This is a genomic window from Vibrio pelagius, from assembly GCF_024347575.1.
Lineage (GTDB): Bacteria > Pseudomonadota > Gammaproteobacteria > Enterobacterales > Vibrionaceae > Vibrio > Vibrio pelagius.
The window spans coordinates 96,363-121,045 of sequence record NZ_AP025503.1; the positions used below are offsets into that span (position 1 = coordinate 96,363).

18 protein-coding genes are annotated in these 24,683 nt (G+C 47.1%); 7 read left to right on the plus strand and 11 right to left on the minus strand.

What is annotated here, in order from left to right:
* Positions 1-10: 10 nt before the first annotated feature.
* From gepA to glnA, 5 genes are all read right to left on the minus strand, one after another.
* Positions 11-2,545 (minus strand): phosphodiesterase GepA, encoded by a 2,535-nt coding sequence (gene gepA, locus vsple_RS00440; protein WP_261882350.1) that lies wholly within the window; start codon positions 2,543-2,545, stop codon positions 11-13.
* Between the two features lie 105 nt (positions 2,546-2,650).
* On the minus strand, positions 2,651-4,051 hold the full coding sequence (gene glnG, locus vsple_RS00445; protein ID WP_261882351.1) for a nitrogen regulation protein NR(I): 1,401 nt from the start codon (positions 4,049-4,051) through the stop codon (positions 2,651-2,653).
* A 112-nt stretch (positions 4,052-4,163) separates the two neighbouring features.
* Positions 4,164-5,240, minus strand: a complete 1,077-nt coding sequence (glnL, locus tag vsple_RS00450; RefSeq protein ID WP_191907594.1) for a nitrogen regulation protein NR(II) — start codon at positions 5,238-5,240, stop codon at positions 4,164-4,166.
* 168 nt (positions 5,241-5,408) lie between these two features.
* A complete protein-coding gene (locus vsple_RS00455) occupies positions 5,409-5,972 on the minus strand; it encodes a DUF4124 domain-containing protein (protein WP_261882352.1) in 564 nt (187 codons plus the stop codon).
* A gap of 189 nt (positions 5,973-6,161) precedes the next feature.
* Positions 6,162-7,571: a glutamate--ammonia ligase gene (gene glnA / locus vsple_RS00460; RefSeq protein WP_255231716.1), complete on the minus strand. Its 1,410-nt coding sequence runs from the start codon at positions 7,569-7,571 to the stop codon at positions 6,162-6,164.
* Positions 7,572-8,125: 554 nt separating this feature from the next.
* Between glnA and typA the strand changes: the two genes are divergently transcribed.
* On the plus strand, positions 8,126-9,955 hold the full coding sequence (gene typA, locus vsple_RS00465) for a translational GTPase TypA (RefSeq protein ID WP_032551091.1): 1,830 nt from the start codon (positions 8,126-8,128) through the stop codon (positions 9,953-9,955).
* 998 nt (positions 9,956-10,953) lie between these two features.
* On the opposite strand, the gene vsple_RS00470 is transcribed toward typA, so the two are convergent.
* Both vsple_RS00470 and vsple_RS00475 read right to left on the minus strand, forming a co-directional pair.
* Positions 10,954-11,484, minus strand: a complete 531-nt coding sequence (locus vsple_RS00470) for an AAA family ATPase (protein WP_261882353.1) — start codon at positions 11,482-11,484, stop codon at positions 10,954-10,956.
* A gap of 13 nt (positions 11,485-11,497) precedes the next feature.
* Complete coding sequence (locus tag vsple_RS00475) at positions 11,498-12,139, minus strand: DUF2959 domain-containing protein (protein ID WP_261882354.1); 642 nt, start codon at positions 12,137-12,139, stop codon at positions 11,498-11,500.
* A gap of 40 nt (positions 12,140-12,179) precedes the next feature.
* On the opposite strand from vsple_RS00475, the gene vsple_RS00480 reads away from it, so the two are divergent.
* Genes vsple_RS00480 through vsple_RS00490 form a run of 3 tightly spaced genes read left to right on the plus strand, consistent with a single transcriptional unit; the run spans position 12,180 to position 14,479 of the window.
* Complete coding sequence (locus vsple_RS00480; RefSeq protein WP_255231713.1) at positions 12,180-13,121, plus strand: virulence factor BrkB family protein; 942 nt, start codon at positions 12,180-12,182, stop codon at positions 13,119-13,121.
* Positions 13,093-13,527 (plus strand): D-aminoacyl-tRNA deacylase, encoded by a 435-nt coding sequence (gene dtd, locus vsple_RS00485; protein WP_261882355.1) that lies wholly within the window; start codon positions 13,093-13,095, stop codon positions 13,525-13,527. Before vsple_RS00480 ends, dtd begins: the two co-directional genes overlap by 29 nt.
* 16 nt (positions 13,528-13,543) lie before the next feature.
* Positions 13,544-14,479, plus strand: a complete 936-nt coding sequence (locus vsple_RS00490) for a bifunctional GNAT family N-acetyltransferase/hotdog fold thioesterase (protein ID WP_032551099.1) — start codon at positions 13,544-13,546, stop codon at positions 14,477-14,479.
* Between the two features lie 44 nt (positions 14,480-14,523).
* On the opposite strand, the gene vsple_RS00495 is transcribed toward vsple_RS00490, so the two are convergent.
* The 4 genes from vsple_RS00495 to hslR all read right to left on the minus strand — a co-directional run bounded on the left by vsple_RS00495 (position 14,524) and on the right by hslR (position 19,906).
* Entirely contained in the window at positions 14,524-16,500 is a 1,977-nt protein-coding gene (locus tag vsple_RS00495; RefSeq protein ID WP_261882356.1) for an AsmA family protein, read from the minus strand.
* Positions 16,501-16,659: 159 nt separating this feature from the next.
* Positions 16,660-18,285 carry a phosphoenolpyruvate carboxykinase (ATP) gene (pckA, locus tag vsple_RS00500; protein WP_255231710.1) on the minus strand — a complete coding sequence of 542 codons (1,626 nt, stop codon included), beginning with the start codon at positions 18,283-18,285 and terminating at the stop codon, positions 16,660-16,662.
* Positions 18,286-18,622: 337 nt separating this feature from the next.
* On the minus strand, positions 18,623-19,501 hold the full coding sequence (gene hslO, locus vsple_RS00505; RefSeq protein WP_255231709.1) for an Hsp33 family molecular chaperone HslO: 879 nt from the start codon (positions 19,499-19,501) through the stop codon (positions 18,623-18,625).
* An 18-nt stretch (positions 19,502-19,519) separates the two neighbouring features.
* Positions 19,520-19,906: a ribosome-associated heat shock protein Hsp15 gene (hslR, locus tag vsple_RS00510; RefSeq protein ID WP_255231708.1), complete on the minus strand. Its 387-nt coding sequence runs from the start codon at positions 19,904-19,906 to the stop codon at positions 19,520-19,522.
* 315 nt (positions 19,907-20,221) lie between these two features.
* On the opposite strand from hslR, the gene gspC reads away from it, so the two are divergent.
* Genes gspC through gspE form a run of 3 tightly spaced genes read left to right on the plus strand, consistent with a single transcriptional unit; the run spans position 20,222 to position 24,683 of the window.
* Positions 20,222-21,118: a type II secretion system protein GspC gene (gene gspC, locus vsple_RS00515; RefSeq protein ID WP_255231707.1), complete on the plus strand. Its 897-nt coding sequence runs from the start codon at positions 20,222-20,224 to the stop codon at positions 21,116-21,118.
* 41 nt (positions 21,119-21,159) lie between these two features.
* A complete protein-coding gene (gene gspD / locus vsple_RS00520) occupies positions 21,160-23,181 on the plus strand; it encodes a type II secretion system secretin GspD (RefSeq protein WP_261882357.1) in 2,022 nt (673 codons plus the stop codon).
* Entirely contained in the window at positions 23,181-24,683 is a 1,503-nt protein-coding gene (gspE, locus tag vsple_RS00525; protein ID WP_261882358.1) for a type II secretion system ATPase GspE, read from the plus strand. The genes gspD and gspE overlap by 1 nt, the downstream gene beginning before the upstream one ends.

Below are 24,683 nucleotides of genomic sequence, written 5' to 3' on the forward strand. Positions count from 1 at the left end.
AATCTGGCGGCTAACTCAGTTGGTGAGGCCATTCATCGAATGGCACCGGACGGCTATAAAGGAAGCCTTGAGCTTGCGGGCATTTTAACTGTTTAAGTAAATCAGCCTGTTGTTGGGTTTCCACGCCTTCAGCCACCAAGTTAACCTTAAAGCCGCGTGTAATGTTCACAATCGCAGCTACGATAGAGCTTTCTAAGCGTTCTTTCTCTAACTTGCTAACAAAGCTACGGTCGATCTTCAAGCAATCAAATGGCAGCTTTTGCAGGTAGGCCAGTGATGAGTAGCCAGTGCCAAAGTCATCAATCGCAATCGAAATACCCAGAGCCTTAAGTGCTAACATATTCTCAATGATCGTTGGATCATTATCGACGATACGAGACTCGGTGATTTCTAAGGTGAGATTGCGAGCTGGCAGTCTAGTATCACGCAGGGTGCTCTTAACCTGCGCGACAAAGCCAGCTTGGCTCAGCTGATCAACGGCTAAGTTAACGTGAATGGAAAACTCAGGCGCCCACATACCCGTTTCAATCGCGATTGCCGTATCACGACATGACTTATGCAAAATTTGCTGGCCGATATCACTGATAAGCCCAGTCTCTTCCGCCAATGGAATAAACTCCAACGGGGGGATGATACCTTGCTCCGTTACCCAACGAGCTAGCGCTTCGGCACCAATGGTTGTGCCGGTTTCTAGGTCAATGATTGGCTGGTAGAAGGGTTCAAACTGTTTTTTCTCTATCGCTTTATTAATACGAGCCAGCATTTTAGTGCGATGCCTTGAGGCGTTAGCCATTTCAGGGCTGTATATACTAAAGCGCGCTTTGTCTTGTTTTGCGTTACTCAAAGCGATACTGCTGTTACGCAACCACAGGGTCATATCGCAATCTTCGCATTGCTGCACAATACCAATCGAAATATTGACGACCACATTTTCTGATTCCATACAGAAGGGAGAAGAGAAAGTCTGCAGCAGTCGGTTGGCTAATAGACTGACTTCTTCTTTGTCAGCCACATCGGGTGCGTAGATAGCAAATTCATCACCGCCAGTACGAGCCAGTAAGTAATGTTCTGGCAGAATACCTCGCAGGCGAGCAGCGGCAACAATCAGCAACTGATCACCGTTGTAGTGACCAAGACTATCATTGATGTCACGGAAGCGGTCAATACCCACCAGATATAGAGTGCCTGTGTTGGCGATATTGAGTTTTTTCGCAGCATCCACTAGACCTTCGCGGCTATACAACTTGGTCAGTGAGTCATAGGTAAGTTGAGTCTGCAGAGCGTTAAACGAAGACTTGAGGTTGTCGGTCATTTCATTGAACGCTTCGACCAACATACTGGTTTCGTAGATATGGCCTGGTCGTGGCATGGTGCTTTCCCAATCGCCTTTTGCTAGCTGCTTTGCTGCATCGGCAGTTGAGGTGATCGGTCGCGTCACACGATTGAATGCTAAGAAACCAAGAGTAATCCCCGTAAAGCTTAGTAGTAGCCCAAGTAGTAAGCTATTACGCTGATTCTCTGGCAGTTTACCGAGTAGGTCTGTTTTGGGAATAGACATGCCAATGAACCATGTAATGCCGTATTCATCCGAATAAGGGGTGATCTGGTTGTAGAAGCGTTCGTTGTCGAGATCGAAGCTAAAGCGGTGCACTTGCTGATCATCAGTTAAATGGAATTGATCCACATAAGAGGCGCTTTCTCGAATGATGGGGTTGGGGCTCTCTGTCGCGAGCAACCTTTCCCCTCGTTCAGAGTGACGGGTATTGCCCCAGGATACGACACTACCGCCATCAGAATGAGCCACCATACGTTGCTGCTGATCCATAATATAAACGGAGGCGTTAGTTCTATCTTTGAGTTGTTTGAGGAAAGCGTTGAAGGTATCAATTTTAATGTCACTAACAATGACCGCTTTGAATTTGCCTTGGTCATAGATTGGCGCGAGAGCGGAGAGGGTGATCTCCTGCCTTTCGTCAGCGTTGGTGTAAATCGTTGACCATGCGGGTTTGGTTTGATGAGCAACAGGTGTGTACCAAGGGCGAACGCGTGGGTCGTAATTTGAGATCACAGAGCGAATATCTTTGCTTATCTCGCTGCCGCGATAGATGATCAGCTGATTTTGAGTGCGGTCATCTTGCAGCATTAATGAATAGCCATTGTTGGCTTCTTTACGTAGACCTACATAGTGTCCCTGCTCTGACCCAAAGCCAATAGCATCGAGCTGTTCTATGGTTGAGAAGTGCTCTGCAAAGCTTCGAAGAATGTAGTCTTGTACCGTATTCAGATCTTCCTCTTGATAGAGCTGGTGGTACCCGATGTTATGACTTAGAGATAGATTTGCGTGGAACGGCTTCTCTAGAAATTCAGATAGACTCTTGTGGACATTTTCTGTCAGTGACGCTAATTGACGTGCACTGACATCACGAAACATCTCTTCGAAGCTGTTTTTCTGAGTAAAAACCATTACACCTATGGTGACGAGAAAAATCATCACGAACGGCAAAACCACAGCGGTTCTGAGTGTAATTTGGGTTTTTATGGACATCGACGATTATAATTTTGTATGTTGTACTGTAATTGTACCGACTCCACCCCAGTCAGGCGATACTTTTTTGATTAAAAAGTAAATGCAACTTTGAGCATATCTAAGCTAGTACAACTCTTTTAGCTTCCTAGTTAGAGTATTTCGACCCCAACCAAGCACTTTCGCGGCATCTTGCTTATGACCATTAGTATGGTTCAAGGCCGCTTCAAGCAGTATACGTTCAAACTCTGGAAGCGCATAAGAGAGCAGCTCTTTTTCTCCTGAATCTAGCGCACATTTTGCCCAGTTTGCCAGAAGGTTCTGCCAACTCTCACCGTTATCGCTGGTGGTAACGGATTTCTCTTCGAGCAATTCTGGAGGAAGGTCAGATGGCAGTATCTCGCTACCACTGGCCATGACCGTCAACCAACGACAGATATTTTCGAGTTGGCGAACGTTACCCGGCCAGTTGAGCTGATTGAGTTTGGCGATAGTCTCTGGGTGAAGCGCTTTCACCTCAACGCCAAGTTCTTCTGCTGCCGAGCTTAGAAAGTGTTGTGTGAGCTTTTCGATGTCCTGCTTACGTTCGCGTAGTGCGGGGATATGGATACGAATGACGTTGAGACGGTGAAACAGGTCTTCACGGAAATCGCCTTCGTGCACTAAACGTTCTAAATTTTGGTGCGTTGCTGCGACAATACGAACGTCAACCTTCACAGCTGAGTGACCACCAACACGGTAGAACTGCCCATCTGAAAGTACACGTAGTAGGCGAGTTTGAATGTCGAGTGGCATATCTCCGATCTCATCTAGAAATAGGGTGCCACCGTTCGCCTGTTCGAAACGACCTTGACGCACGCTATTGGCACCAGTAAATGCGCCTTTTTCATGACCAAACAGCTCTGACTCAATCAGATCTTTTGGAATGGCGGCCATGTTGAGGGCGATAAATGGTTTCGTCGCGCGTGGGCTGTGGCGGTGTAGGGCGTGGGCAACCAGCTCTTTACCTGTTCCAGACTCACCATTGATTAACACTGAGATTGAAGAGCGAGAGAGGCGACCAATGGCGCGAAAAACCTCTTGCATTGCTGGCGCTTCACCAATGATTTCTGGTGCGTTGGTATCGGCGACTTCATTGGCTTGCTCACGTTTCTGTTCATGGCTGTGGGCAATCGCACGCTCAACTAGAGTTAGAGTCTCATCAATATCGAATGGCTTTGGAAGATATTCGAAAGCGCCTTTCTGGTAAGCGTTAACGGCCGCGTCGAGGTCCGAGTGCGCGGTCATGATGATGACAGGCAGATCCGGTGAGCGCTGCTGAACTTGATTAAGCAGTTCGATACCGTCGATACCTGGCATACGGATATCCGAGACTAGGACATCGGGGGTTTCGCGTTCCAATGCCATGAGCACGCTCTCCGCGTCGGCGAAGGTTTCACACTTAATGTCCGCCGAAGAGAGCGTCTTCTCGACGACCCAGCGGATAGAGCTATCGTCATCGACGACCCATACATATCCTTTACTCATAGTTCCATTCCTTTGCAGCCAATTCTATTGTGATGATCATTGTTGTTTTTATGCTGTTATATCTTGTTGCCAACACCACCCAAGCAGCTCTCTGGTGATGCCGATAAATTTATTAAATTGGTAAGTAGATGGTGAAGGTGGTGTTCCCCGGCCAGCTCTCTACATCAATTTTTCCGTTATGTTGGTCAATCAAATTCTGCGAGATTGATAATCCAAGCCCAGTGCCACCCTCCCGTCCACTGACCATAGGGTAGAAGAGGGTATCTTTGAGTTCATCTGGGATGCCCGGTCCGTTGTCGCAGATCTCAATGCGTGCCGCGAGTTTGTGTCGTTGCCCATGAATGTTCGCTTGATGCACCGTTCTGGTGCGAATGGTGATTTTGCCCGACTCTTGTGAGCTCAAAATCTGCGCCGCATTACTCACAATGTTGAGCATCGCCTGCTCAACTTGGGCTGAGTCCATCAAAATATTGGGTAGGCTCGGGTCGTAATCGCGCTCAATCGCCAATGAAGAACCTGACTCTAACTCCACCAGCTGGCGTACCTTTTCTAGAATCTGGTGAAGATTCTCTTCACTTTTCTTACCCGGCTTTTGTGGACCAAGTAGACGGTCAACCAAAGCTCTTAAACGGTCGGCCTGCTCGATAATAATTTGGGTGTATTCGTTCAGTGATTGGTCTGGCAGCATCTTACCTAGAAGCTGGGCTGCACCGCGCAGTCCACCGAGAGGGTTCTTGATCTCATGAGCTAGACCGCGCACCAATAGCTTGGCTGCTTGTTGCTGGGCATGCTGGTTAAGCTCTTGGCTGAGGCGTCTTTGTTGGTCTATCTTGCGCATCTCTACCAGCAGTAGGGTTTCGCGTTGCCAAGTCATTGGGCTGACTGTGACTTCCAGCATCAAAGGGCGGTTATCAACAACGAAGGTCACGTCACTGTCTGTAATGCTTTGCCCGCTTTGCAGTGGTTGTGTCAGAAGCGCAAGATCGAGAGACGCATGTTGAATGAGTTGACTAAGTGGGTGATCAACAATGCGTTTAGCACTCTGTGAGAACAGTTGCTCGGCGGCTGGATTGGCATAACGCACATAGAGCTGCTCATCGAGCATCAAGGTGGCCGTCACCATATTGTCGAGTATGGCGTTAGATAATTGATGTGTCTCTATGCTGTCGCTCTGCGCTGATCGATTCACGGTTGCATCCTTGAACTGAGATTATTTCCTTGCACCAAATTGGTGCGTTGATAAGTTCAAGTATGGCGCATCTCAACCAGAAGCTAAAGATAATTCCTATCTGTTGCCTTAAAGTGGTCAGTATCTGGTGAAAAACAGACAAACTGGGCTTGTTTTGTGCACATTGGCCTACTTGATCGTTGCACGGTGTAAAAACACAGTGACTGGAGTAGTAGATGCAATAAGCTTGCCGCTTCTATGTGCTTGAATAGCAATGGTATGTTCACCACGATCGATATTTTTTAACGCCCATGTTGATGTGGTTTGAGGTGCACCATAACGGCGCCCATCTAACATTAACTGCAGCTGTTCTCCAATACCGAGTTTTCGGCTGAGTTCTATTTCAATCGCAATCAAACCGCGGTTGCTGCGTAAGGTCTGATCATGTTGCGGAGTAATTAGCGTTAGCATGAGCGGAGGCGGAGTATCTGGTTTGTCTGAAGTAGGTGTTTCTTGAGTAGAAGTGGCAGTGGGTAAAGGCTCCACAGGTTTAGGGTCAACCGGCAAGACGCTATCAAACTTAGGGGCCGGCGCCACCGCTTGAACATCGGGTAGGTCTAATGCTTTGGCTTTGTTGTTGTCTGGTGTATCACTAAAGTGCAGTACCCCACTGTCGTCTTCCCAAGTATAGACAGTTTGAGCACTCAGCATACCTGAGAGTATTGCCCAAATGAATATCCATATCGCTTTCATGTTTATGACCCTTTTCTGATGCTGTGAATGCACACGTTGTAGGCAGTTGCAATAAGCTGGTTCGATAGGGAATGGTACGAAGTGAATGGGGGAGGAGGAATATAAAAAAGGCCCGCCTGCGAGGCGAGCCTAATATTTAGTTAGCGATTCTTACAGGGTTGCAGTAAGAGTGCTTATCTCTACCAGAGATTAAACAGAGTAGTACAGTTCAAACTCAAGTGGGTGAGTTGTCATGTTCACTTTCTCTACATCTTGAGACTTAAGGGCGATGTAAGAGTCGATGAAGTCATCAGAGAATACGCCACCAGCTGTTAGGAACTCACGGTCAGCATCTAGACACTCTAGAGCTTCTTTTAGTGAGTACGCTACTGTTGGGATTTCTGCTGCTTCTTCAGCTGGTAGGTCGTACAGATCTTTATCCATAGCTTCGCCTGGGTGGATCTTGTTCTTAATACCGTCAAGACCAGCCATTAGCATTGAAGCGTAGCATAGGTATGGGTTTGCTGCTGGGTCACCGAAACGTAGCTCGATACGACGCGCTTTAGGGCTTGGTACTACTGGGATACGGATAGAAGCAGAACGGTTACGTGCAGAGTAAGCAAGCATAACTGGTGCTTCAAAGCCTGGTACAAGACGCTTGTACGAGTTCGTCGCTGGGTTAGAGAACGCGTTGATTGCGCGAGCGTGCTTGATGATACCACCGATGTAGTAAAGCGCCATTTCAGATAGACCGCCGTACTTATCACCAGCAAATAGGTTAACACCGTCTTTTGCTAGAGATTGGTGAACGTGCATACCAGAACCGTTATCACCTACAAGTGGCTTAGGCATGAATGTCGCTGTTTTACCAAATGCGTGAGCAACGTTGTGTACAACGTACTTGTAGATTTGAGTTTCGTCCGCTTTCGTTGTTAGCGTGTTGAAGCGAGTTGCGATTTCGTTTTGACCCGCAGTTGCTACTTCGTGGTGATGCGCTTCTACAACTAGACCCATCTCTTCCATTACTAGACACATTGCAGAACGGATGTCTTGAGATGAATCAACTGGAGCTACTGGGAAGTAACCACCTTTAACGCCTGGACGGTGACCTTTGTTACCACCTTCTACGTCAGAACCCGTGTTCCATGCAGCTTCGATGTCATCGATCTTGAAGAAAGAACCAGACATGTCAGTTGCGAATTTAACGTCGTCAAATAGGAAGAACTCTGGCTCAGGACCAACAAGTACAGTGTCTGCGATACCTGTAGAGCGCATGTACTCTTCAGAACGTTTTGCGATAGAGCGTGGGTCACGGTCGTAGCCTTGCATTGTTGCAGGCTCAAGAATGTCACAACGGATGTTTAGCGTTGCATCTTCCGTGAATGGGTCAAGAACAGCAGATGATGCGTCTGGCATCATTACCATGTCAGATTCGTTGATGCCTTTCCAACCAGCTACAGAAGAGCCGTCAAACATCTTACCTTCTTCAAAGAAGTCTGCGTCAACTTGGTGAGCAGGTAGAGAGATATGTTGCTCTTTACCTTTAGTATCTGTAAAGCGTAGGTCTACAAATTTAACTTCGTTCTCTTGGATCAGCGATAGTACGTTTTCTACTGACATCTTGGATAACCTCCAGTGTTATTAATTTGGTTTGTGCTCGATTCGGTCGAAACTAGCATTGATTAATGTCTTTCGGCGCATTAATCGATGCTGTTTTAACTAAAGCTAAAAGCGTGCCAAAAAAATTAATCCATTAATTTCAATGATTTAGTTTGTTTGTGTTTTTCTTGGTGCGTTTCTTTGCACCAAAATGATCATGTGATGCACATTTATGGTGCAGCCGTTTGGTTGTGCACCATAATGAGTCACAAACGAGTACCATTCAGCAACGATTTGCATGGGTTGTCAATCCACTTTTTCGTTTTACGACGAGATTTCACCGGCCTGACCGAGATAATACAAAAGGTCGAGCTATTTCGAATTGAGGGCGCCTTATAGCCGGTTATTTATTGGGAATAAGCGCCTGTGGAAAAAGGCTTTGGTTCAGATCACATATTTCTGGGGTTTTTGCTAGAATCTGGTATATTATTGACCGTTTTTTTAATCAAGCTAGTGGCACTTACCCTGATTGTAGAGGTGATGTGCGGCTACTTTTATGAGTGAATCGAGAATCCATGTCTACTCCACAGATTGATAAGTTAAGAAATATCGCGATTATCGCGCACGTTGACCACGGTAAAACAACGCTGGTTGATAAACTGCTACAACAATCAGGCACACTAGAATCTCGTGGTGAGACTGAAGAGCGCGTAATGGACTCGAATGACATCGAGAAAGAGCGTGGCATTACCATCCTTGCTAAGAACACAGCAATCGACTGGAACGATCACCGCATCAACATCGTAGATACTCCGGGACACGCGGACTTCGGTGGTGAAGTAGAGCGTATCATGTCTATGGTTGACTCTGTGCTACTGATCGTTGACGCAGTAGATGGCCCAATGCCTCAAACTCGTTTCGTAACGCAAAAAGCATTCGCACACGGTCTTAAGCCAATCGTTGTCATCAACAAGATCGACCGCCCAGGCGCACGTCCTGATTGGGTTATGGATCAAGTATTCGACCTATTCGACAACCTAGGTGCTTCTGACGAACAGCTAGACTTCAAAGTAGTTTACGCTTCAGCACTTAACGGTTGGGCTTCTCTTGAAGAAGGCGAAACTGGCGAAGACATGGAACCACTATTCCAAACTATCGTTGAAGAAGTAGCAGCACCACAAGTTGACCTAGACGGTCCACTACAGATGCAAGTTTCTCAACTAGACTACAGCTCTTACGTTGGTGTTATCGGTGTTGCTCGTGTAACTCGTGGTTCTGTTAAACCAAACCAACAAGTTACTATCGTAAGCGCAGACGGCAAAACTCGTAACGGCAAAGTTGGCACAGTAATGGGCTACCTAGGTCTTGAGCGTCACGAAGTTGAACAAGCGAACGCGGGTGACATCATTGCGATCACTGGTCTTGGTGAGCTAAAAATCTCTGACACTATCTGTGCACAAAACGCAGTAGAAGCGCTTCCAGCATTGTCTGTAGATGAGCCAACAGTAACAATGACGTTCCAAGTAAACACGTCTCCATTCGCGGGTAAAGAAGGTAAGTTCGTCACTTCACGTAACATCCTTGAGCGTCTAGAGAAAGAACTGGTACACAACGTTGCACTACGTGTTGAACAAACAGACGATCCAGACAAATTCCGCGTATCAGGTCGTGGTGAACTTCACCTATCTATCCTGATCGAAAACATGCGTCGTGAAGGCTTCGAGCTAGCAGTATCTCGTCCAGAAGTAATTATCAAAGAAGAAGATGGTCAACTGATGGAACCGTTCGAAACGGTAACTATCGACGTTATGGAAGAGCACCAAGGCGGCATCATGGAGAACATTGGCCTACGTAAAGGTGAGCTGACTGACATGTCTCCAGACGGTAAAGGTCGTGTACGTATGGACTTCGTTATGCCATCTCGTGGCCTAATCGGTTTCCAAACGGAATTCATGACACTAACTTCAGGTTCTGGTCTTCTTTACCATACATTCGATCACTACGGTCCACACAAAGGCGGCGAAATCGGCCAGCGTGTTAACGGTGTTCTAATCTCTAACGGTATGGGTAAAGCGCTAACTAACGCACTATTCAACCTACAAGAGCGTGGTCGCATGTTTATCGGTCACGGTGTTGAAGTATACGAAGGCATGGTTGTTGGTATCCACAGCCGTGACAACGACCTAACAGTTAACGTACTGAAAGGTAAGCAGCTAACCAACGTTCGTGCATCTGGTACGGACGACGCACAGGTTCTTACTCCGCCAATCATCATGACTCTTGAGCAAGCTCTAGAATTCATCGATGACGACGAGCTAGTAGAAGTAACACCTGAAAGCATCCGTATCCGTAAGAAGTTCCTAACGGAATCGGATCGTAAGCGTGCTTCACGTGCAGCGAAATAATCAGATTTAACTGATTGAGTTTAAAAAGCCCCGAGTAGCGATGCTGCTCGGGGCTTTTGTTTTTTAGTTAGTTTAGATTCGAGTAAACGGAATGCGGGATACGAAGAGCGTGTTTGGTATCTACCCATTGAATCGTCATTCCAGAATCGAGGAACGAGATGTCTGGAATCTTCTTATGGCATACAAGAGATTCCCTACCACGCTCGTGCCTCGCTGTAGGGAATGACGGTGTTTATTTAGGTTCGAGTAAACGGGATACTAGATACGAAAAGCGCGTACCATTTCAGTATATTGAGTCGTCATTCCAGAACCGAGGAACGAGGTGTCTGGAATCTTTCTTTTACCGCGAATAAGAGATTCCCTATCATGCTCGTGCCTCGCTGTGGGGAATGACGGTGTTTATTTAGGTTCGAGTAAACGGGATACTAGATACGAAAAGCGCGTACCATTTCAGTATATTGAGTCGTCATTCCAGAATCGAGGAGCGAGATGTCTGGAATCTTCTTATGGCATACAAGAGATTCCCTACCACGCTCGTGCCTCGCTGTAGGGAATGACGGTGTTTATTTAGGTTCGAGTAAACGGATACGAGATACGAAAAGCGCGTACCATTTCAGTATATTGAGTCGTCATTCCAGAACCGAGGAACGAGGTGTCTGGAATCTTTCTTTTACCGCAAATAAGAGATTCCCTATCATGCTCGTGCCTCGCTGTAGGGAATGACGGTGTTTATTTAGGTTCGAGTAAACGGGATACTAGATACGAAAAGCGCGTACCATTTCAGTATATTGAGTCGTCATTCCAGAACCGAGGAACGAGGTGTCTGGAATCTTTCTTTTACCGCGAATAAGAGATTCCCTATCACGCTCGTGTCTAACTGTAGGGAATGACGGTGGTCTGTTTAGATTCGAGTAAACGGGATGCGAGATACGAAGAGCGCATACTATTTCAACTCATGGGTTTGTCATTCCAGAATTGAGGAACGAAATGTCTGGAATCTAGTTATTGATTCCTAGATGACTTTCAACAAAATGAACTCGCTCTTCCACTGTCATAAATGGCACCTCAATCACTTCATACCCGAGTTGCTGATAGAGTGTGACTAGGCTGTTGTGAATCTCTAACGCCCCCTCAAACGGGTAAGGGCGCACTTCATCCTGCACGTAAATACTTGCTTCTGGGCGACACAAGAACACTTGAGGATGGTAACCCTGACTCGCCTTTAGGTACTTCTCATCAATCTCTAGTTGTGCTTGAGATAGATAGCCACAGATGTCAGGGATGGCGCGGTCAAGAAAAGCGATGGAGTGCTGGCTGGCCTGTACCTTTTGTTCACTCATTACTTCTAAGCAGAGTGCAGCAAAAGCGGGTAGGTCGACCCAAGGCAGTATCCCACCTTCTAATTGGCTCTGCTGTTCAATTAACTGGCGAGAAGCTTCTACAAAGGTAGCGTAGCGGCGCTCGGCGAGTGCGTTGACCAAGGTTGTTTTTCCTGCGCCTGGGCCGCCACTTATGATGATAGGTTGCATTGAGTGACTCTATTTACTTCTGATTTAGCTGAGCAAGAAACTTATCTGACTCTTCAATCGCTTCATTCATCTGTTTGATTGCAAAGGCGATGTCCTTTTCTAGGCTCATGAACTCACCTTGCAGTGAACCGACAGCGCTCGCATTTAGGTTATGCTTAAGATAGAGCGTATTGTCGCGTAGGGTGTTGAGCACCGGGTCCATCTTCTTCTCCGCATGTTTCATTGCCGAGAGCATGGTTTGATAAGAGGACTTGGTTTCTCGCAACTTTTGCTCACTTGAGCGGCGCAGTGAAGCGCTGGTGTAGAGGTCGAGTTCGTCTTGCCACTCGGCGAATAGGGCATCGGAGACATCTTCGATCGCAGCGATACGGTCACTGACATTCTGTGCTGCTGTTTCGCTGTCTTGGTATTTGTCGTTGATCTTATTGTACATATCTTCAAGGTCACCGCCGTTGAAGTTGGTCAGGCTGCTCAGTGCTTCTAGGGCACTGGTGAACTCTTCTTGAGCATCTTGTTGTGACTCTTTAGCATCTTCGACACGGTCGACCATAATGTCACGCTTGTGGTAGCCCACTTGCTCCATTGCGGAGTAATACGCTGACTGACATCCCGTTAGGGTAAAAATAGATAGCACTAAGACGAGTAAATAAGGCATCCTTGGTTCCTATATACAATTAATCAACATTATTAGGACTATGAACGAGTTACATGGGAGTTACAAGTTGAAGATTCAAAAGACAACCGAACTCGGACTCGCGTTCTCACACTACCTGATGGCGCGAATGAAACACGATCGAGTCAATGTGAATGCAGGCTATTTAGCTTACATCACCTTGCTATCGATCGTGCCTATGTTGGCAGTATTGCTGTCGATACTCTCCTCTTTCTCTGTGTTTGAAGATGTTGGGCTTGTTATTCAGAAATTCATCATCAATAACTTTGTCCCAGCCTCTGGTGATGCGGTTCATAATGCTCTACAGGATTTTGTTGCGAATACTGGCAAGATGACGGCAGTCGGTAGTGGATTCCTGTTTATTGCCGCGATGATGCTGATCTCGAACATCGATAAGAACCTTAACTACATTTGGCGAGTGAGAGCCAAGCGTCGCCCGGTTCACTCATTCTCAATGTATTGGATGGTGTTAACTCTAGGTCCAATCTTAGTGGGTGCAAGCATTGCGGCTACATCCTACGTGACTTCGCTTACTCTGCTGCAAAACGAAACCGTCTCTGGGTTGTATAACTTTGTGATTCGTAAGTTGCCATTAATTCTCTCCTTCTTTACTTTTTTTGGCTTGTACTTACTGGTTCCAAACAAGAAAATTAATTTTTCTCACGCGGCTGCAGGATCGATGGTGGCAGCACTTTTGTTTGAATTGAGTAAAAAAGGCTTTGCGGCTTACATCACTCAGTTTCCCTCTTATCAGTTGATTTACGGCGCACTGGCTGCGATTCCGATCTTATTCGTATGGGTTTACTTGTGTTGGTTGATCGTGCTGGTGGGAGCTGAGGTAACGGCGGCACTTGGCGAGCGCGAACAGTGGAGTGAGACGCAAGAAATGGTACACTCTACCGATAATCAAAAAGCTCCAGAACAAGGAAATCACAGTGATAGCACTGATTCAAAGAGTAAGTGAAGCTGCCGTTCGTGTCGATGGTGAGGTCGTTGGCGAAATCGATAAAGGCTTATTGGTACTGCTAGGTGTAGAGAAAGGCGACGATGAAGCTAAAGCGAAACGTTTGATGGAAAGGGTGACGACTTATCGTGTCTTCGGTGATGAAGACGATAAAATGAACCTCAATGTGAAGCAGGTTGATGGCAAAGTCTTGGTGGTATCTCAGTTCACGCTACCAGCCGATACCAAAAAAGGGACTCGTGCCGGTTTTTCTCGCGGTGCACACCCTGCCGATGCTGAACGTCTTTACGATTACTTCGCCGATCAATGCGCGACTGTACTGCCAACGGAGCGTGGCCGCTTTGCAGCAGATATGAAAGTTTCTCTGGTCAATGATGGCCCTGTGACATTCTGGCTACAGGTTTAAGCTTAAAGGAATAAGCATGTTTAAACTTATTACTCCGACCACGGAGAATCAACTGAACAAGTATTATCACTTTCGCTGGCAGATGCTGCGCGAGCCTTGGCGCATGCCAGTTGGCTCGGAACGTGATGAATATGACGGGATGAGTCACCATCGCATGATTGTCGATGGACGTGGTCGACCTATGGCAATTGGACGCCTCTACATCACCCCTGATCTCGAAGGTCAGATCCGCTATATGGCGGTAAAGAACTCGCGCCGTAGCAAGGGCATGGGTTCTCTTATCTTAGTTGCGCTAGAGTCACTGGCTCGTCAAGAAGGGGCTAAGCGCTTAGTGTGTAATGCTCGTGAAGATGCAATCTCATTCTATGAGAAGAACAGCTTTGAGCGTCGTGGTGAGATTAATGATCAGCGCGGTCCGGTGCGTCACCAACAGATGGTAAAACATCTTGATCCTATGGCGGATGTACTGCGTAAGCCGGAGTGGTGTAATGAACTGCAGCAGCGTTGGGAACATCAGATCCCTATCAGCGACAAGATGGGCATCAAGATAAACCAATACACAGGTTACCAGTTTGAGTGCAGTGCTCAGCTTAACCCAAACCTCAACCCTCACAACACCATGTTTGCGGGCTCGGCGTTTACTCTGGCGACACTGACGGGGTGGGGCATGACGTGGTTGCTGATGAAAGAGCGCGGCCTGACAGGGGATATCGTGCTGGCTGACAGCAACATTCGCTATCGTCATCCGGTTGAGCAGAACCCTGTCGCATCAACCTCTCTAGATGGAATCAGCGGCGACTTAGATCGACTCGCATCGGGGCGTAAGGCGAGAATCATCATCCATGTGACGATTCACAGTGGCGATGTGGCCGCGGTTGAGTTTACGGGAACCTACATGCTGATCCCAGACTATAAAAAGGTTCTTAGTTCCACGCAAAACGTCTCGGAATAATGAGTTTAATGTCTTAACCAACGCCACTTCTCTAAGTGGCGTTTTTATTGGCAGCTCTCTTTGTACACGAGCTGCGCTTGAGTGACTAACCCAGAAACTTCGTAACATTCACTCGACAGACTCAGCGTCAAACTGTGCGATTGCGGTGTCACAAGATCGAGTTCGCCACCAAGTTCACCTGTCAGTGTGACTGGCTGAGGCTGGTCATCTTGTTGCGATGCACCAATAATGTGCAATGGTGGCAATGACAGATGGCCGCGGTTTAAGTCGGCTTTGATATCTGAGACCTCAAAGTTCACGATCTTGGATTGTGACGCTTGGTTTGCTTGGAGCTCAGTCGTCTGAGGGGTGTTAGAGGCAAAGTTAATCACGCCATTGCGAATACTGCCCTCAAGGCTCGCTGTAGCTGAATGTCTGAGCATTAGATCATCGCCGGCCAAGCCAGAGGCACGTAGCTCAAATTCACCAATGCCTGAGGCATCAAAGGGTAATGCCAAGTAAGGGATAAACGGCGACAACGGAACACCATCGGCACTGATGGTTACTTGCCATGGCTGGCTGACCTGGTTGAAGTCGAGCGTGGCTTGAGCCTCAATATAGCCTTGCTTGAGCGGCGCAAAAAGTCGTTTAAGCTGCCACAGTCCTTGGTGACTGCTCATTTCAACCACTGGCTGAGCAGATAAAATGCTCTGATAGCTCGCGTCATTGGCACTGGCGCTTAACTCGCCTTCCCACAGTCCCCATTCGCCTTGTTCTATCAAGGTCAGCTCTTGACCCTCTATATGTAATCCAGAGACTTGCCAATATGGCTGGTTAGCCAACTGAATACGTTGGCTTCTCTCGACATTGAGCCGCGAGAGCGAGAGTGAGTCGATCTCTTGTAGCCAAGGTTGCAATACTTCAAGCAGCTCCTTCTCTTCCTCTGACTCAGTTACCCATTTTACACCGCGAACATCCAGCTCTTGGAGCTTGATAGAGCGAGGGCCTATTTGACCATTGAGTTGGATACTGCCTTGCTGCCATTGACTGTAAAAGTCATTAATCTCGATGTGATCTTGCTGTAGGGTCAGTTTTAGATTGGGCTCAATCCACTGCTCGTCTTGCAGAGAAAGACTCTCAGCCTGCAGTGAGAAGTAGCCCTGCTGTTGCTGCCATATCTTGAAAGGCAGATGGATGTTTTCAAATGATGCACTGAAAGCTGCGAGGTGAACATCTTGCCAAGTGATGTCACTTTTCAGTACATCTAGGCTATTAATATGGCTAATGTTGAAGTTTGGGATACGCCAGTCAGATATTAGTAATTCCTGAGTTTGCTTTTGATTAAGGTGCAGACCATCAATAGTGACATTGACCAGCGACCAGCCGCTTGGGTACTGCTCGGCTTGCCCTGAGATCTTAGCGCCGCGCCAGTCGAACGACGCGCCATAGAGCGTGCTGTCATCTGTTTTTAAGTCGAGGTCGATAAGGAAGTTGTCTAGGGCCTCACCTTGCCAAAAGATCTGTCCTGCCTTGAGCTGAATTTTTCCGTTGGGCAACAACGGCTGTGAGTCTGTCCAATCTGGGTTCGAGATTTGAATATCAAGGTCGCGAGCACTGAACTCTGGTGTGGAAAAGTCGAGATTGTTGATGGCGAGTTGATGAAGCTTCACTTGTGGCTGAGTGAGCTGCGTCTTTAGTAAGTCCAACTCTTCAGATCGCCATTGAACACCGCTGATAAGCAGTGAGTCGAGTTCTAGCTGCGCGGTGAACAAACTATTGGGGTTAAACCAAAGCTGTAACTTGTCGAAGTAGAGAGGTTCAGACTCATCGTTGATTGATCCAGCAGTAACGCCTTGTAGAGTCAGTTTGTAGGGAGCTTGATACTCGACATCTTCGACTGTGATTGGGTGAGCGATTGAGTGCTTGAGCATGAAATTGGCAATGTCAGTGCGGTATTGGGTCTGCAAGCCAAGCAGCAGTGTTGCAACAGCTGCGACGAGGACAGACAATACAATCCCAACCATCATGATGACTCTTTTCATTCCTAGCGCACCTTCCATTTCTTCGTTGCTCAAAATAGAGTGGAACAAAATAGGCGCTGCGGCAACAAAAAAGCCCCTCAAAAGAGGGGCTTGCTACAAAAATATCGTTTTTAAGAGGGGGTTAGCCTTATGACTTTGTCCTCAGAGCAGAGTGAACAATTAATCCAGTTGTGGGCCTGCAGCAACAAGCGCTTTACCTTCGTCGTTGTCGGTGTACTTATCAAAGTTGTTGATGAAGCGCTCCGCAAGGTCTTTCGCTTTGCTTTCCCACTGTAGTGGATCTGTGTAAGTATCACGTGGATCTAGGATTGTTGGGTCAACATCGTGCAGTGCTAGCGGTACTTCTAGGTTAAACATAGGGATTACCTTAGTTTCTGCATCGTCGATTGAGCCATCTAGGATTGCGTCGATGATACCGCGAGTATCTTGGATAGAGATACGCTTACCACTGCCGTTCCAACCTGTGTTCACTAGGTAGGCTTCTGCGCCAACCGCTTCCATACGTTTTACTAGTACTTCTGCATACTTGGTTGGGTGTAGTGTTAGGAACGCTGCGCCAAACGCTGCAGAGAATGTTGGCGTTGGCTCAGTGATACCACGTTCAGTGCCCGCTAGTTTTGCTGTGAAGCCAGATAGGAAGTGGTACTTCGTTTGCTCTGGAGTCAGCTTAGAAACTGGTGGAAGAACGCCAAATGCATCCGCAGTTAGGAAGATAACTTTCTTCGCGTGGCCCGCTTTTGAAACTGGCTTAACGATGTTATCGATGTGGTGGATTGGGTAAGAAACACGAGTGTTTTCTGTTTTAGAGCCATCATCGAAATCGATAGAGCCATCACCACGTACTGTTACGTTCTCTAGCAGAGCATCACGACGGATTGCGTTGTAGATCTCTGGTTCTGCTTCTTTTGATAGGCGAATAGTCTTCGCGTAACAGCCACCTTCGAAGTTGAAGATACCGTCATCATCCCAACCGTGCTCATCGTCACCAATAAGTTCACGTTTAGGGTCTGTAGATAGCGTTGTTTTACCTGTACCTGATAGACCGAAGAATACCGCTACGTCGCCTTTCTCGCCCACGTTTGCGCTACAGTGCATTGAAGCGATGCCTTGCAGTGGAAGCAGGTAGTTCATCATGGCGAACATGCCTTTCTTCATCTCACCGCCGTACCAAGTACCACCGATGATTTGTACACGCTCCGTCAGATTAAACGCAACAAAGTTTTCAGAGTTTAGGCCGTGTTCTTGCCATTTCGGGTTGGTTGTTTTCGCGCCGTTCATAACGACGAAGTCTGGTTCAAATGTTGCCAGCTCTTCTTCGGTTGGGCGGATAAACATATTCTTAACGAAGTGCGCTTGCCACGCCACTTCAGTGATAATACGTACGCTTAGACGCGTATCAGGGTTAGCACCACAGTAACCGTCAATGACAAATAGGCGTTTGCCAGATAGCTGTGTCGTTACGAGCTCTTTCAGATCGTTCCACACTTCAGTGGTAATCGCTTTGTTGTCATTCTTACCTTGATCCGACCACCACATGGTATCGCGAGTCGTATCGTCTTTAACAATGTACTTATCTTTTGGTGAGCGGCCAGTAAAGATACCAGTGTCAACAGCAACAGCACCTAGTTCGGTCACTACGCCTTTTTCGTAGCCCTCTAAGCCTGGAAGCGTTTCTTCCACGAATAACTGCTCGTAACTTGGGTTACGCAGCACTTCAGTTACGCCAGTAATTCCGTGTTTAGTAAGATCGATTTGTGCAGCCTTTGTATGTTCCATAACGGTCATAGGTGCTCCTTGTAGGATATTTTGTAGGGATTTTGTATTAATTTTTTGTTGTTATCTGCTCACCATGCTAGCAACGAGACATGGGGGAAACAGGGATATAGCTCAAAAATTATCCATATTTTCCGTGGGGTTTTAAGTGTCTCGTCACATATTGGCCCAACTAGTCTATCCTGTACGCAAACCTTTGCGCTAGGGGCTTGAACATTATTAATTGATTAAAATTAAGCAGTGATTTTATTACGAGATGTTACGGGATTTGCGCCAATTTGATCACAAAAAAGGTCAGCTTTGCGCTGACCTTTTTGGTTTAAATTACGTGTTTTTAGAACGACGTAAATTAATGAACCGTATTGTCGCCTTTATCTGTCGCTTCTGCGAACAGAGCATCAACATCGCTCTTGTCGAATGCGTAGCTTGTGCCACAGTAATCACAGTGAAGTGAAACGCTACCTTCAGTGCTGATGATGCTGTAAATCTCTTCTTGATCTACTGTCACGATAGCGGCACCGCTGCGTTCACGAGAACAACCACAGAAGAACTCTACAGGTTGTGGAGTGAACAGTTGTACTTTTTCTTGGTTGTACAAGCGGTATAGAAGCTCGTTCGCTTCTAAAGTGAATAGCTCTTCATTTTTTACTGTTGCCGTGAGCTGCTCTAGGTGTTCAAAATCGTCTGGTGTACCCGTGCCGTCTGGCATCACTTGCAGAAGCATACCTGCTGCATGTGGTTTACCTTCGTGTTCGCCAGTGCGTAGCCATAGGCGTGTCTTAAGCTGCTCAGAGTTTGCGAAGTAGCCTTCAAGAACGTCTGCTAGTGTGTCGCCTTCTAGTGCTACGATACCTTGGTAACGCTCACCTTTCTTAGGATCGATAGTGATCACTAGGTAGCCTTTACCCATTAGGTCATGCAGGCTTGCATCATCAGCGATGTCGCCTTCGAAACGTGCGACGCCACGGATCTTTTGGTCGTGATCGCCGTTGATTACTGCTAGAGAAACTGGGCCATCACCTTGCAGTTGCATAGTGATAGAGCCTTCAAACTTTAGAGTCGCAGTAAGAAGAGTCGTTGAAACTAATAGCTCACCAAGAAGCTTTTGAATAGCCGCTGGGTATTCCTTGCTAGAAATAATTTGTTGGTACGCTTCGTCCAGTTGTACCAATTCACCACGTACCGATAGGTCTTCAAATAGGTAGCGATTTAAAACATTGTTTGCCATTTGGCGGTTCCTTCTAGCTTATTGATGCTTGAACTTGATGATGTCACGACGTTGCTTTTTGTCAGGACGGCGTTCAGGGCTTGGGTTATGTGCATGTAATTTACGCTGTTGGGCGTGTGCTTCACGCTTTGCCAAGCTTTCTTTCGTTTCGGTATAAAGGGTTTGGGCTTCTGGAGCTCCACGACGTTGATCCGAAATTTTATCGATCGTGACCGTCTTTTCCTCATTGCCTTGACGCAGTGAAATCACCGCCCCAAGTTCTACGATTTTGCTTGGTTTGCTGCGTTGACCATTATAGTGGACTTTACCACCATCGACCATATTACGAGCGATAGAGCGAGTTTTGTAAAAGCGTGCTGCCCACAACCATTTATCTAGTCTGACAGCTTCATTAGCAGGTTTCATATGGCGCTGTGCCTTTTAAGTGAAAAAATGAATGTGGTTAACTGAGTAAAATCAGTTCGCAACTTGTCTTAGATGATGCTTATCACATTTGGTAGAAGCTAAAGTGGTGGCAAATGTGTTTTTTTTCAAGGCATACTGCAAAATAGCTCACGTTATGACTTTTTATGCGTAGGCTATGATATAGTTTTGGATCCTATGCCAAATCAGTAATTGGCGTAGCGTTTATGTACAAAAAAGCTGAGAGCTTAATGATTTAGCGCTCTCATCTTCACAAAAGGGTTTAGGCAAGTGAAGTTATTGGAGCTCAAAAATCGCATGGGAAATTCTCCTTTGTTGAGCCGCTTAATAGAGAATGGATTTGTATTTCAGCAAAAGCTGAGCCTGATAACCTGTTGTGTATTGATTGCCATTTCTGCATGGATACTGGGTCAGTTGGCCTGGTTGATTGACCCTGCAGACCAGTCAATTACACCTTGGAAAGCGCAAGCCTCGTCATCTTCTCGACCACAATCTACGCTCGATATCTCCTCCCTCCAGAAGAGCAATCTTTTTGGTGAATATCGTGCTGAAACACCAAAAGTGGTTAAGCAACCCGTTATACAAGACGCTCCTAAGACGCGACTCAACCTCGTGTTGGTGGGGGCTGTTGCGAGCTCAGATCCGCAGCGTAGCCTTGCCGTGATTGCCAACCGTGGTCAACAAGCGACTTACGGTATTAGCGAAGAGATAGAAGGGACACGTGCCAAGCTTAAAGCGGTGTTGATTGATCGTGTGATCATTGATAACTCAGGCCGCGATGAAACTTTGATGCTAGAAGGTCTCGAATACAAACGCTTGTCGGTTTCAGAACCAGCGAAGCCTCGCGCTTCGGCATCGGTGCGTGGTAATAATCCAGGTTCTGCGGAAGAGAAGCTTGAAGAGATTAAAGCGACGATCACCAAAGACCCGCAACAAATCTTCCAGTATGTGCGTCTTTCGCAAGTGAAACGCGACGGCAATGTGATTGGCTATCGAGTCAGTCCAGGAAAAGATCCCGAACTTTTTGAATCAGTTGGGCTCCAAAGTGGGGACATCGCGACTCAGCTTAATGGACAAGACCTGACTGATCAGGCTGCTATGGGCACTATTTTTAGTTCTATTTCTGATTTGACCGAACTTAACTTAGTGGTTGAAAGAGACGGACAGCAGCATGACATTTATATCGAATTTTAAAACATGTCGCTTAGTGAGAAGCGAGAGTGTAGGAGTAGTACGTGAAGCATTGGTTTAAGAAAAGTGCATGGTTATTAGCAGGAAGCTTGATCTGCACACCAGCAGCCATCGCTAATGATTTTAGTGCCAGCTTTAAAGGCACTGATATTCAAGAGTTTATTAATATTGTTGGCCGTAACCTAGAGAAGACGATCATCGTTGACCCATCGGTGCGTGGCAAGATTGATGTGCGCAGTTATGACGTACTCAACGAAGAACAGTATTACAGCTTCTTCCTCAATGTTCTGGAAGTTTACGGCTACGCCGTGGTTGAGATGGAATCGGGCGTACTGAAGATCATCAAAGCTAAAGACTCTAAAACATCTGCTATTCCTGTGGTCGGCGACCGCGACAATATTCAAGGCGATAGCGTGGTGACGCGCGTGGTGACGGTGCGAAATGTTTCTGTTCGTGAGCTTTCGCCACTACTGCGTCAACTGAATGACAATGCAGGCGCGGGTAACGTCGTCCACTACGACCCTGCCAACATCATCCTAATTACTGGTCGAGCAGCGGTTGTGAACCGTCTTGCTGAAATCATTCAGCGTGTTGACCAAGCGGGTGATAAAGAGATTGAAGTGGTAGAGCTGAAGAATGCTTCCGCTGCCGAGATGGTTCGTATCGTTGATGCGCTCAACAAAACCACTGATGCGAAAAACACACCCGCTTTCCTCCAGCCTAAGCTGGTAGCGGATGAGCGAACCAACGCTATTCTGATTTCCGGTGATCCTAAAGTTCGCAACCGACTAAGAAGGCTGATTGAGCAACTCGATGTTGAGATGGCAACGAAAGGCAACAACCAAGTTGTCTATTTGAAGTACGCGAAAGCAGAAGACTTAGTCGATGTGCTTAAGGGTGTATCAGATAACTTGCAGTCAGAGAAGCAGAGTTCAAGTAAAAATCGTAGCAGCAATCGTGACCAAGTGATGATTTCTGCACACGCAGGAACGAACTCGTTGGTGATCACCGCGCAACCCGACATCATGAAAGCGCTGCAAGATGTGATTGCCCAGTTAGATATTCGCCGTGCTCAAGTGCTGATTGAAGCTCTGATTGTCGAAATGGCAGAGGGTGATGGAGTCAACTTGGGTGTGCAATGGGGTAACCTTGAAACAGGCGCGATGATCCAATACAGCAATACCGGTGCGTCGATTGGTAGCGTAATGATTGGTCTAGAGGAAGCTGAGGATCAAACAAGTACTGAATACTACACTGATAATAATGGCAACCGAGTTCCATATGATGTAACTGAACCGGGCGATTACTCAACACTGGCTTCAGCACTCTCTGGTGTAAACGGCGCTGCAGTAAGCGTAGTGATGGGCGATTGGACGGCACTGATCAGTGCGGTTGCGACCGATTCCAACTCGAATATTTTATCTTCTCCAAGTATTACCGTTATGGATAACGGGGAAGCCTCTTTCATTGTTGGTGAGGAGGTTCCGGTACTGACTGGCTCTACGGCGGGCTCAAGCAACGATAACCCGTTCCAAACCGTGGATCGTAAAGAAGTCGGTATCAAGCTGAAAGTTGTTCCACAAATTAACGAAGGCGACTCAGTTCAACTGAATATTGAACAAGAAGTCTCTAACGTTTTGGGTGCTAACGGTGCTGTCGACGTACGTTTTGGCAAGCGTCAATTAAATACTTCTGTGATTGTTCAAGACGGCCAAATGCTGGTACTGGGCGGTCTGATCGATGAGCGCGCACTAGAGAGTGAATCGAAAGTGCCACTACTGGGTGACATTCCGGTGCTTGGTCACCTGTTTAAGTCAACCAGTACCCAAGTTGAGAAGAAAAACCTAATGGTGTTCATCAAGCCGACCATCATTCGCGATGGTGTGTCCGCGGACGGCATTACCCAACGTAAATATAACTTCATTCGTGCTGAGCAGCTGTTCAAGGCTGAGCAGGGCTTGAAGCTGTTGGATGACGACAATATTCCAGTACTGCCTAAGTTTGGTGAGAGCTTTAACCACCCAGCAGAAATTCAAGCCTTCATCGATCAAATGGAAGAGAAATAATGGCAGAGATGGTTGAGCCTGTTCATCGCTTTCAGCGTTTGCCATTCAGCTTTGCAAACCGCTATAAGATGGTGCTTGAGTATCAGCATCCAGAGCGCCCGCCAGTGCTGTACTATGTAGAGCCGCTTAAATCCGCCGCGATCCTAGAAGTGAGCCGCGTGATAAAAAGTGGCTTTACTCCACAAGCGATTATCTCGGATGAGTTTGAGAAAAAGCTAACCGAAGCTTATCAACGCGATTCATCGGAAGCACGTCAATTGATGGAAGATATCGGCGCTGATAACGACGACTTCTTCTCGTTGGCTGAAGAGCTGCCACAAGATGAAGACTTGTTGGAATCAGAAGATGATGCACCGATCATTAAGCTAATCAATGCGATGCTAGGTGAAGCGATCAAAGAGGGCGCCTCGGATATTCATATCGAAACCTTCGAAAAATCACTCTCGATCCGTTTTCGTATTGATGGCGTGTTACGTGATGTATTGGCACCGAGCCGTAAATTGGCACCTCTGCTGGTATCGCGTGTGAAGGTTATGGCTAAGCTGGATATCGCAGAAAAACGTGTCCCACAAGATGGTCGTATTTCACTGCGTATCGGTGGTCGTGCCGTGGATGTGCGTGTATCGACCATGCCGTCTTCGCACGGTGAGCGTGTGGTAATGCGTCTACTTGATAAGAATGCGACCCGTCTTGACCTGCACAGCTTAGGCATGACAGCGCAAAATCACGAGAACTTCCGCAAACTGATTCAACGTCCGCATGGGATTATCTTGGTAACCGGCCCAACCGGTTCTGGTAAATCGACGACCTTGTATGCGGGCTTGCAAGAGCTGAACAGCAATGAGCGCAACATACTTACTGTTGAAGACCCGATTGAATTTGATATCGATGGCATTGGTCAAACTCAGGTAAACCCTAAGGTTGATATGACCTTTGCTCGCGGCCTAAGGGCGATTCTTCGTCAAGACCCAGACGTGGTAATGATTGGTGAGATTCGTGACTTAGAAACGGCAGAGATTGCGGTTCAGGCATCTTTGACGGGTCACTTGGTAATGTCGACCCTGCACACCAACACAGCGGTTGGTGCGATTACTCGTCTGCGTGACATGGGTATCGAACCTTTCCTTATCTCTTCCTCGTTGTTGGGTGTTTTGGCTCAACGCTTGGTTCGTACGCTGTGTAACGACTGTAAAGAGCCGTACGAGGCGGATAAAGAGACCAAAAAGCTGTTTGATTTGAAGAAGAAAGACAGCCTAACCCTGTATCATGCCAAAGGGTGTGAAGCGTGCAACCACAAAGGTTATCGCGGCCGAACGGGTATCCATGAGTTGCTCATGGTTGATGAATCGGTGCAAGAGCTGATTCATAGTGAAGCCGGTGAGCAAGCGATCGAAAAAGCGATTCGTAGCACAACGCCTAGTATTCGCGATGATGGCCTAGCTAAGGTTCGTCAGGGCATCACTTCACTCGAAGAAGTGATGCGCGTGACTAAGGAAGTCTAG

What these genes read in the sequence shown, in the direction of transcription:
- gepA (WP_261882350.1), bottom strand. Translation starts at nt 2,545, where the DNA reads ATGTCCATAAAAACCCAAATTACACTCAGAACCGCTGTGGTTTTGCCG.
- glnG (WP_261882351.1), bottom strand. Translation starts at nt 4,051, where the DNA reads ATGAGTAAAGGATATGTATGGGTCGTCGATGACGATAGCTCTATCCGC.
- vsple_RS00455 (WP_261882352.1), bottom strand. Translation starts at nt 5,972, where the DNA reads ATGAAAGCGATATGGATATTCATTTGGGCAATACTCTCAGGTATGCTG.
- glnA (WP_255231716.1), bottom strand. Translation starts at nt 7,571, where the DNA reads ATGTCAGTAGAAAACGTACTATCGCTGATCCAAGAGAACGAAGTTAAA.
- typA (WP_032551091.1), top strand. Translation starts at nt 8,126, where the DNA reads ATGTCTACTCCACAGATTGATAAGTTAAGAAATATCGCGATTATCGCG.
- vsple_RS00470 (WP_261882353.1), bottom strand. Translation starts at nt 11,484, where the DNA reads ATGCAACCTATCATCATAAGTGGCGGCCCAGGCGCAGGAAAAACAACC.
- vsple_RS00475 (WP_261882354.1), bottom strand. Translation starts at nt 12,139, where the DNA reads ATGCCTTATTTACTCGTCTTAGTGCTATCTATTTTTACCCTAACGGGA.
- vsple_RS00480 (WP_255231713.1), top strand. Translation starts at nt 12,180, where the DNA reads ATGAACGAGTTACATGGGAGTTACAAGTTGAAGATTCAAAAGACAACC.
- vsple_RS00490 (WP_032551099.1), top strand. Translation starts at nt 13,544, where the DNA reads ATGTTTAAACTTATTACTCCGACCACGGAGAATCAACTGAACAAGTAT.
- vsple_RS00495 (WP_261882356.1), bottom strand. Translation starts at nt 16,500, where the DNA reads ATGAAAAGAGTCATCATGATGGTTGGGATTGTATTGTCTGTCCTCGTC.
- pckA (WP_255231710.1), bottom strand. Translation starts at nt 18,285, where the DNA reads ATGACCGTTATGGAACATACAAAGGCTGCACAAATCGATCTTACTAAA.
- hslO (WP_255231709.1), bottom strand. Translation starts at nt 19,501, where the DNA reads ATGGCAAACAATGTTTTAAATCGCTACCTATTTGAAGACCTATCGGTA.
- hslR (WP_255231708.1), bottom strand. Translation starts at nt 19,906, where the DNA reads ATGAAACCTGCTAATGAAGCTGTCAGACTAGATAAATGGTTGTGGGCA.
- gspC (WP_255231707.1), top strand. Translation starts at nt 20,222, where the DNA reads ATGGGAAATTCTCCTTTGTTGAGCCGCTTAATAGAGAATGGATTTGTA.
- gspE (WP_261882358.1), top strand. Translation starts at nt 23,181, where the DNA reads ATGGCAGAGATGGTTGAGCCTGTTCATCGCTTTCAGCGTTTGCCATTC.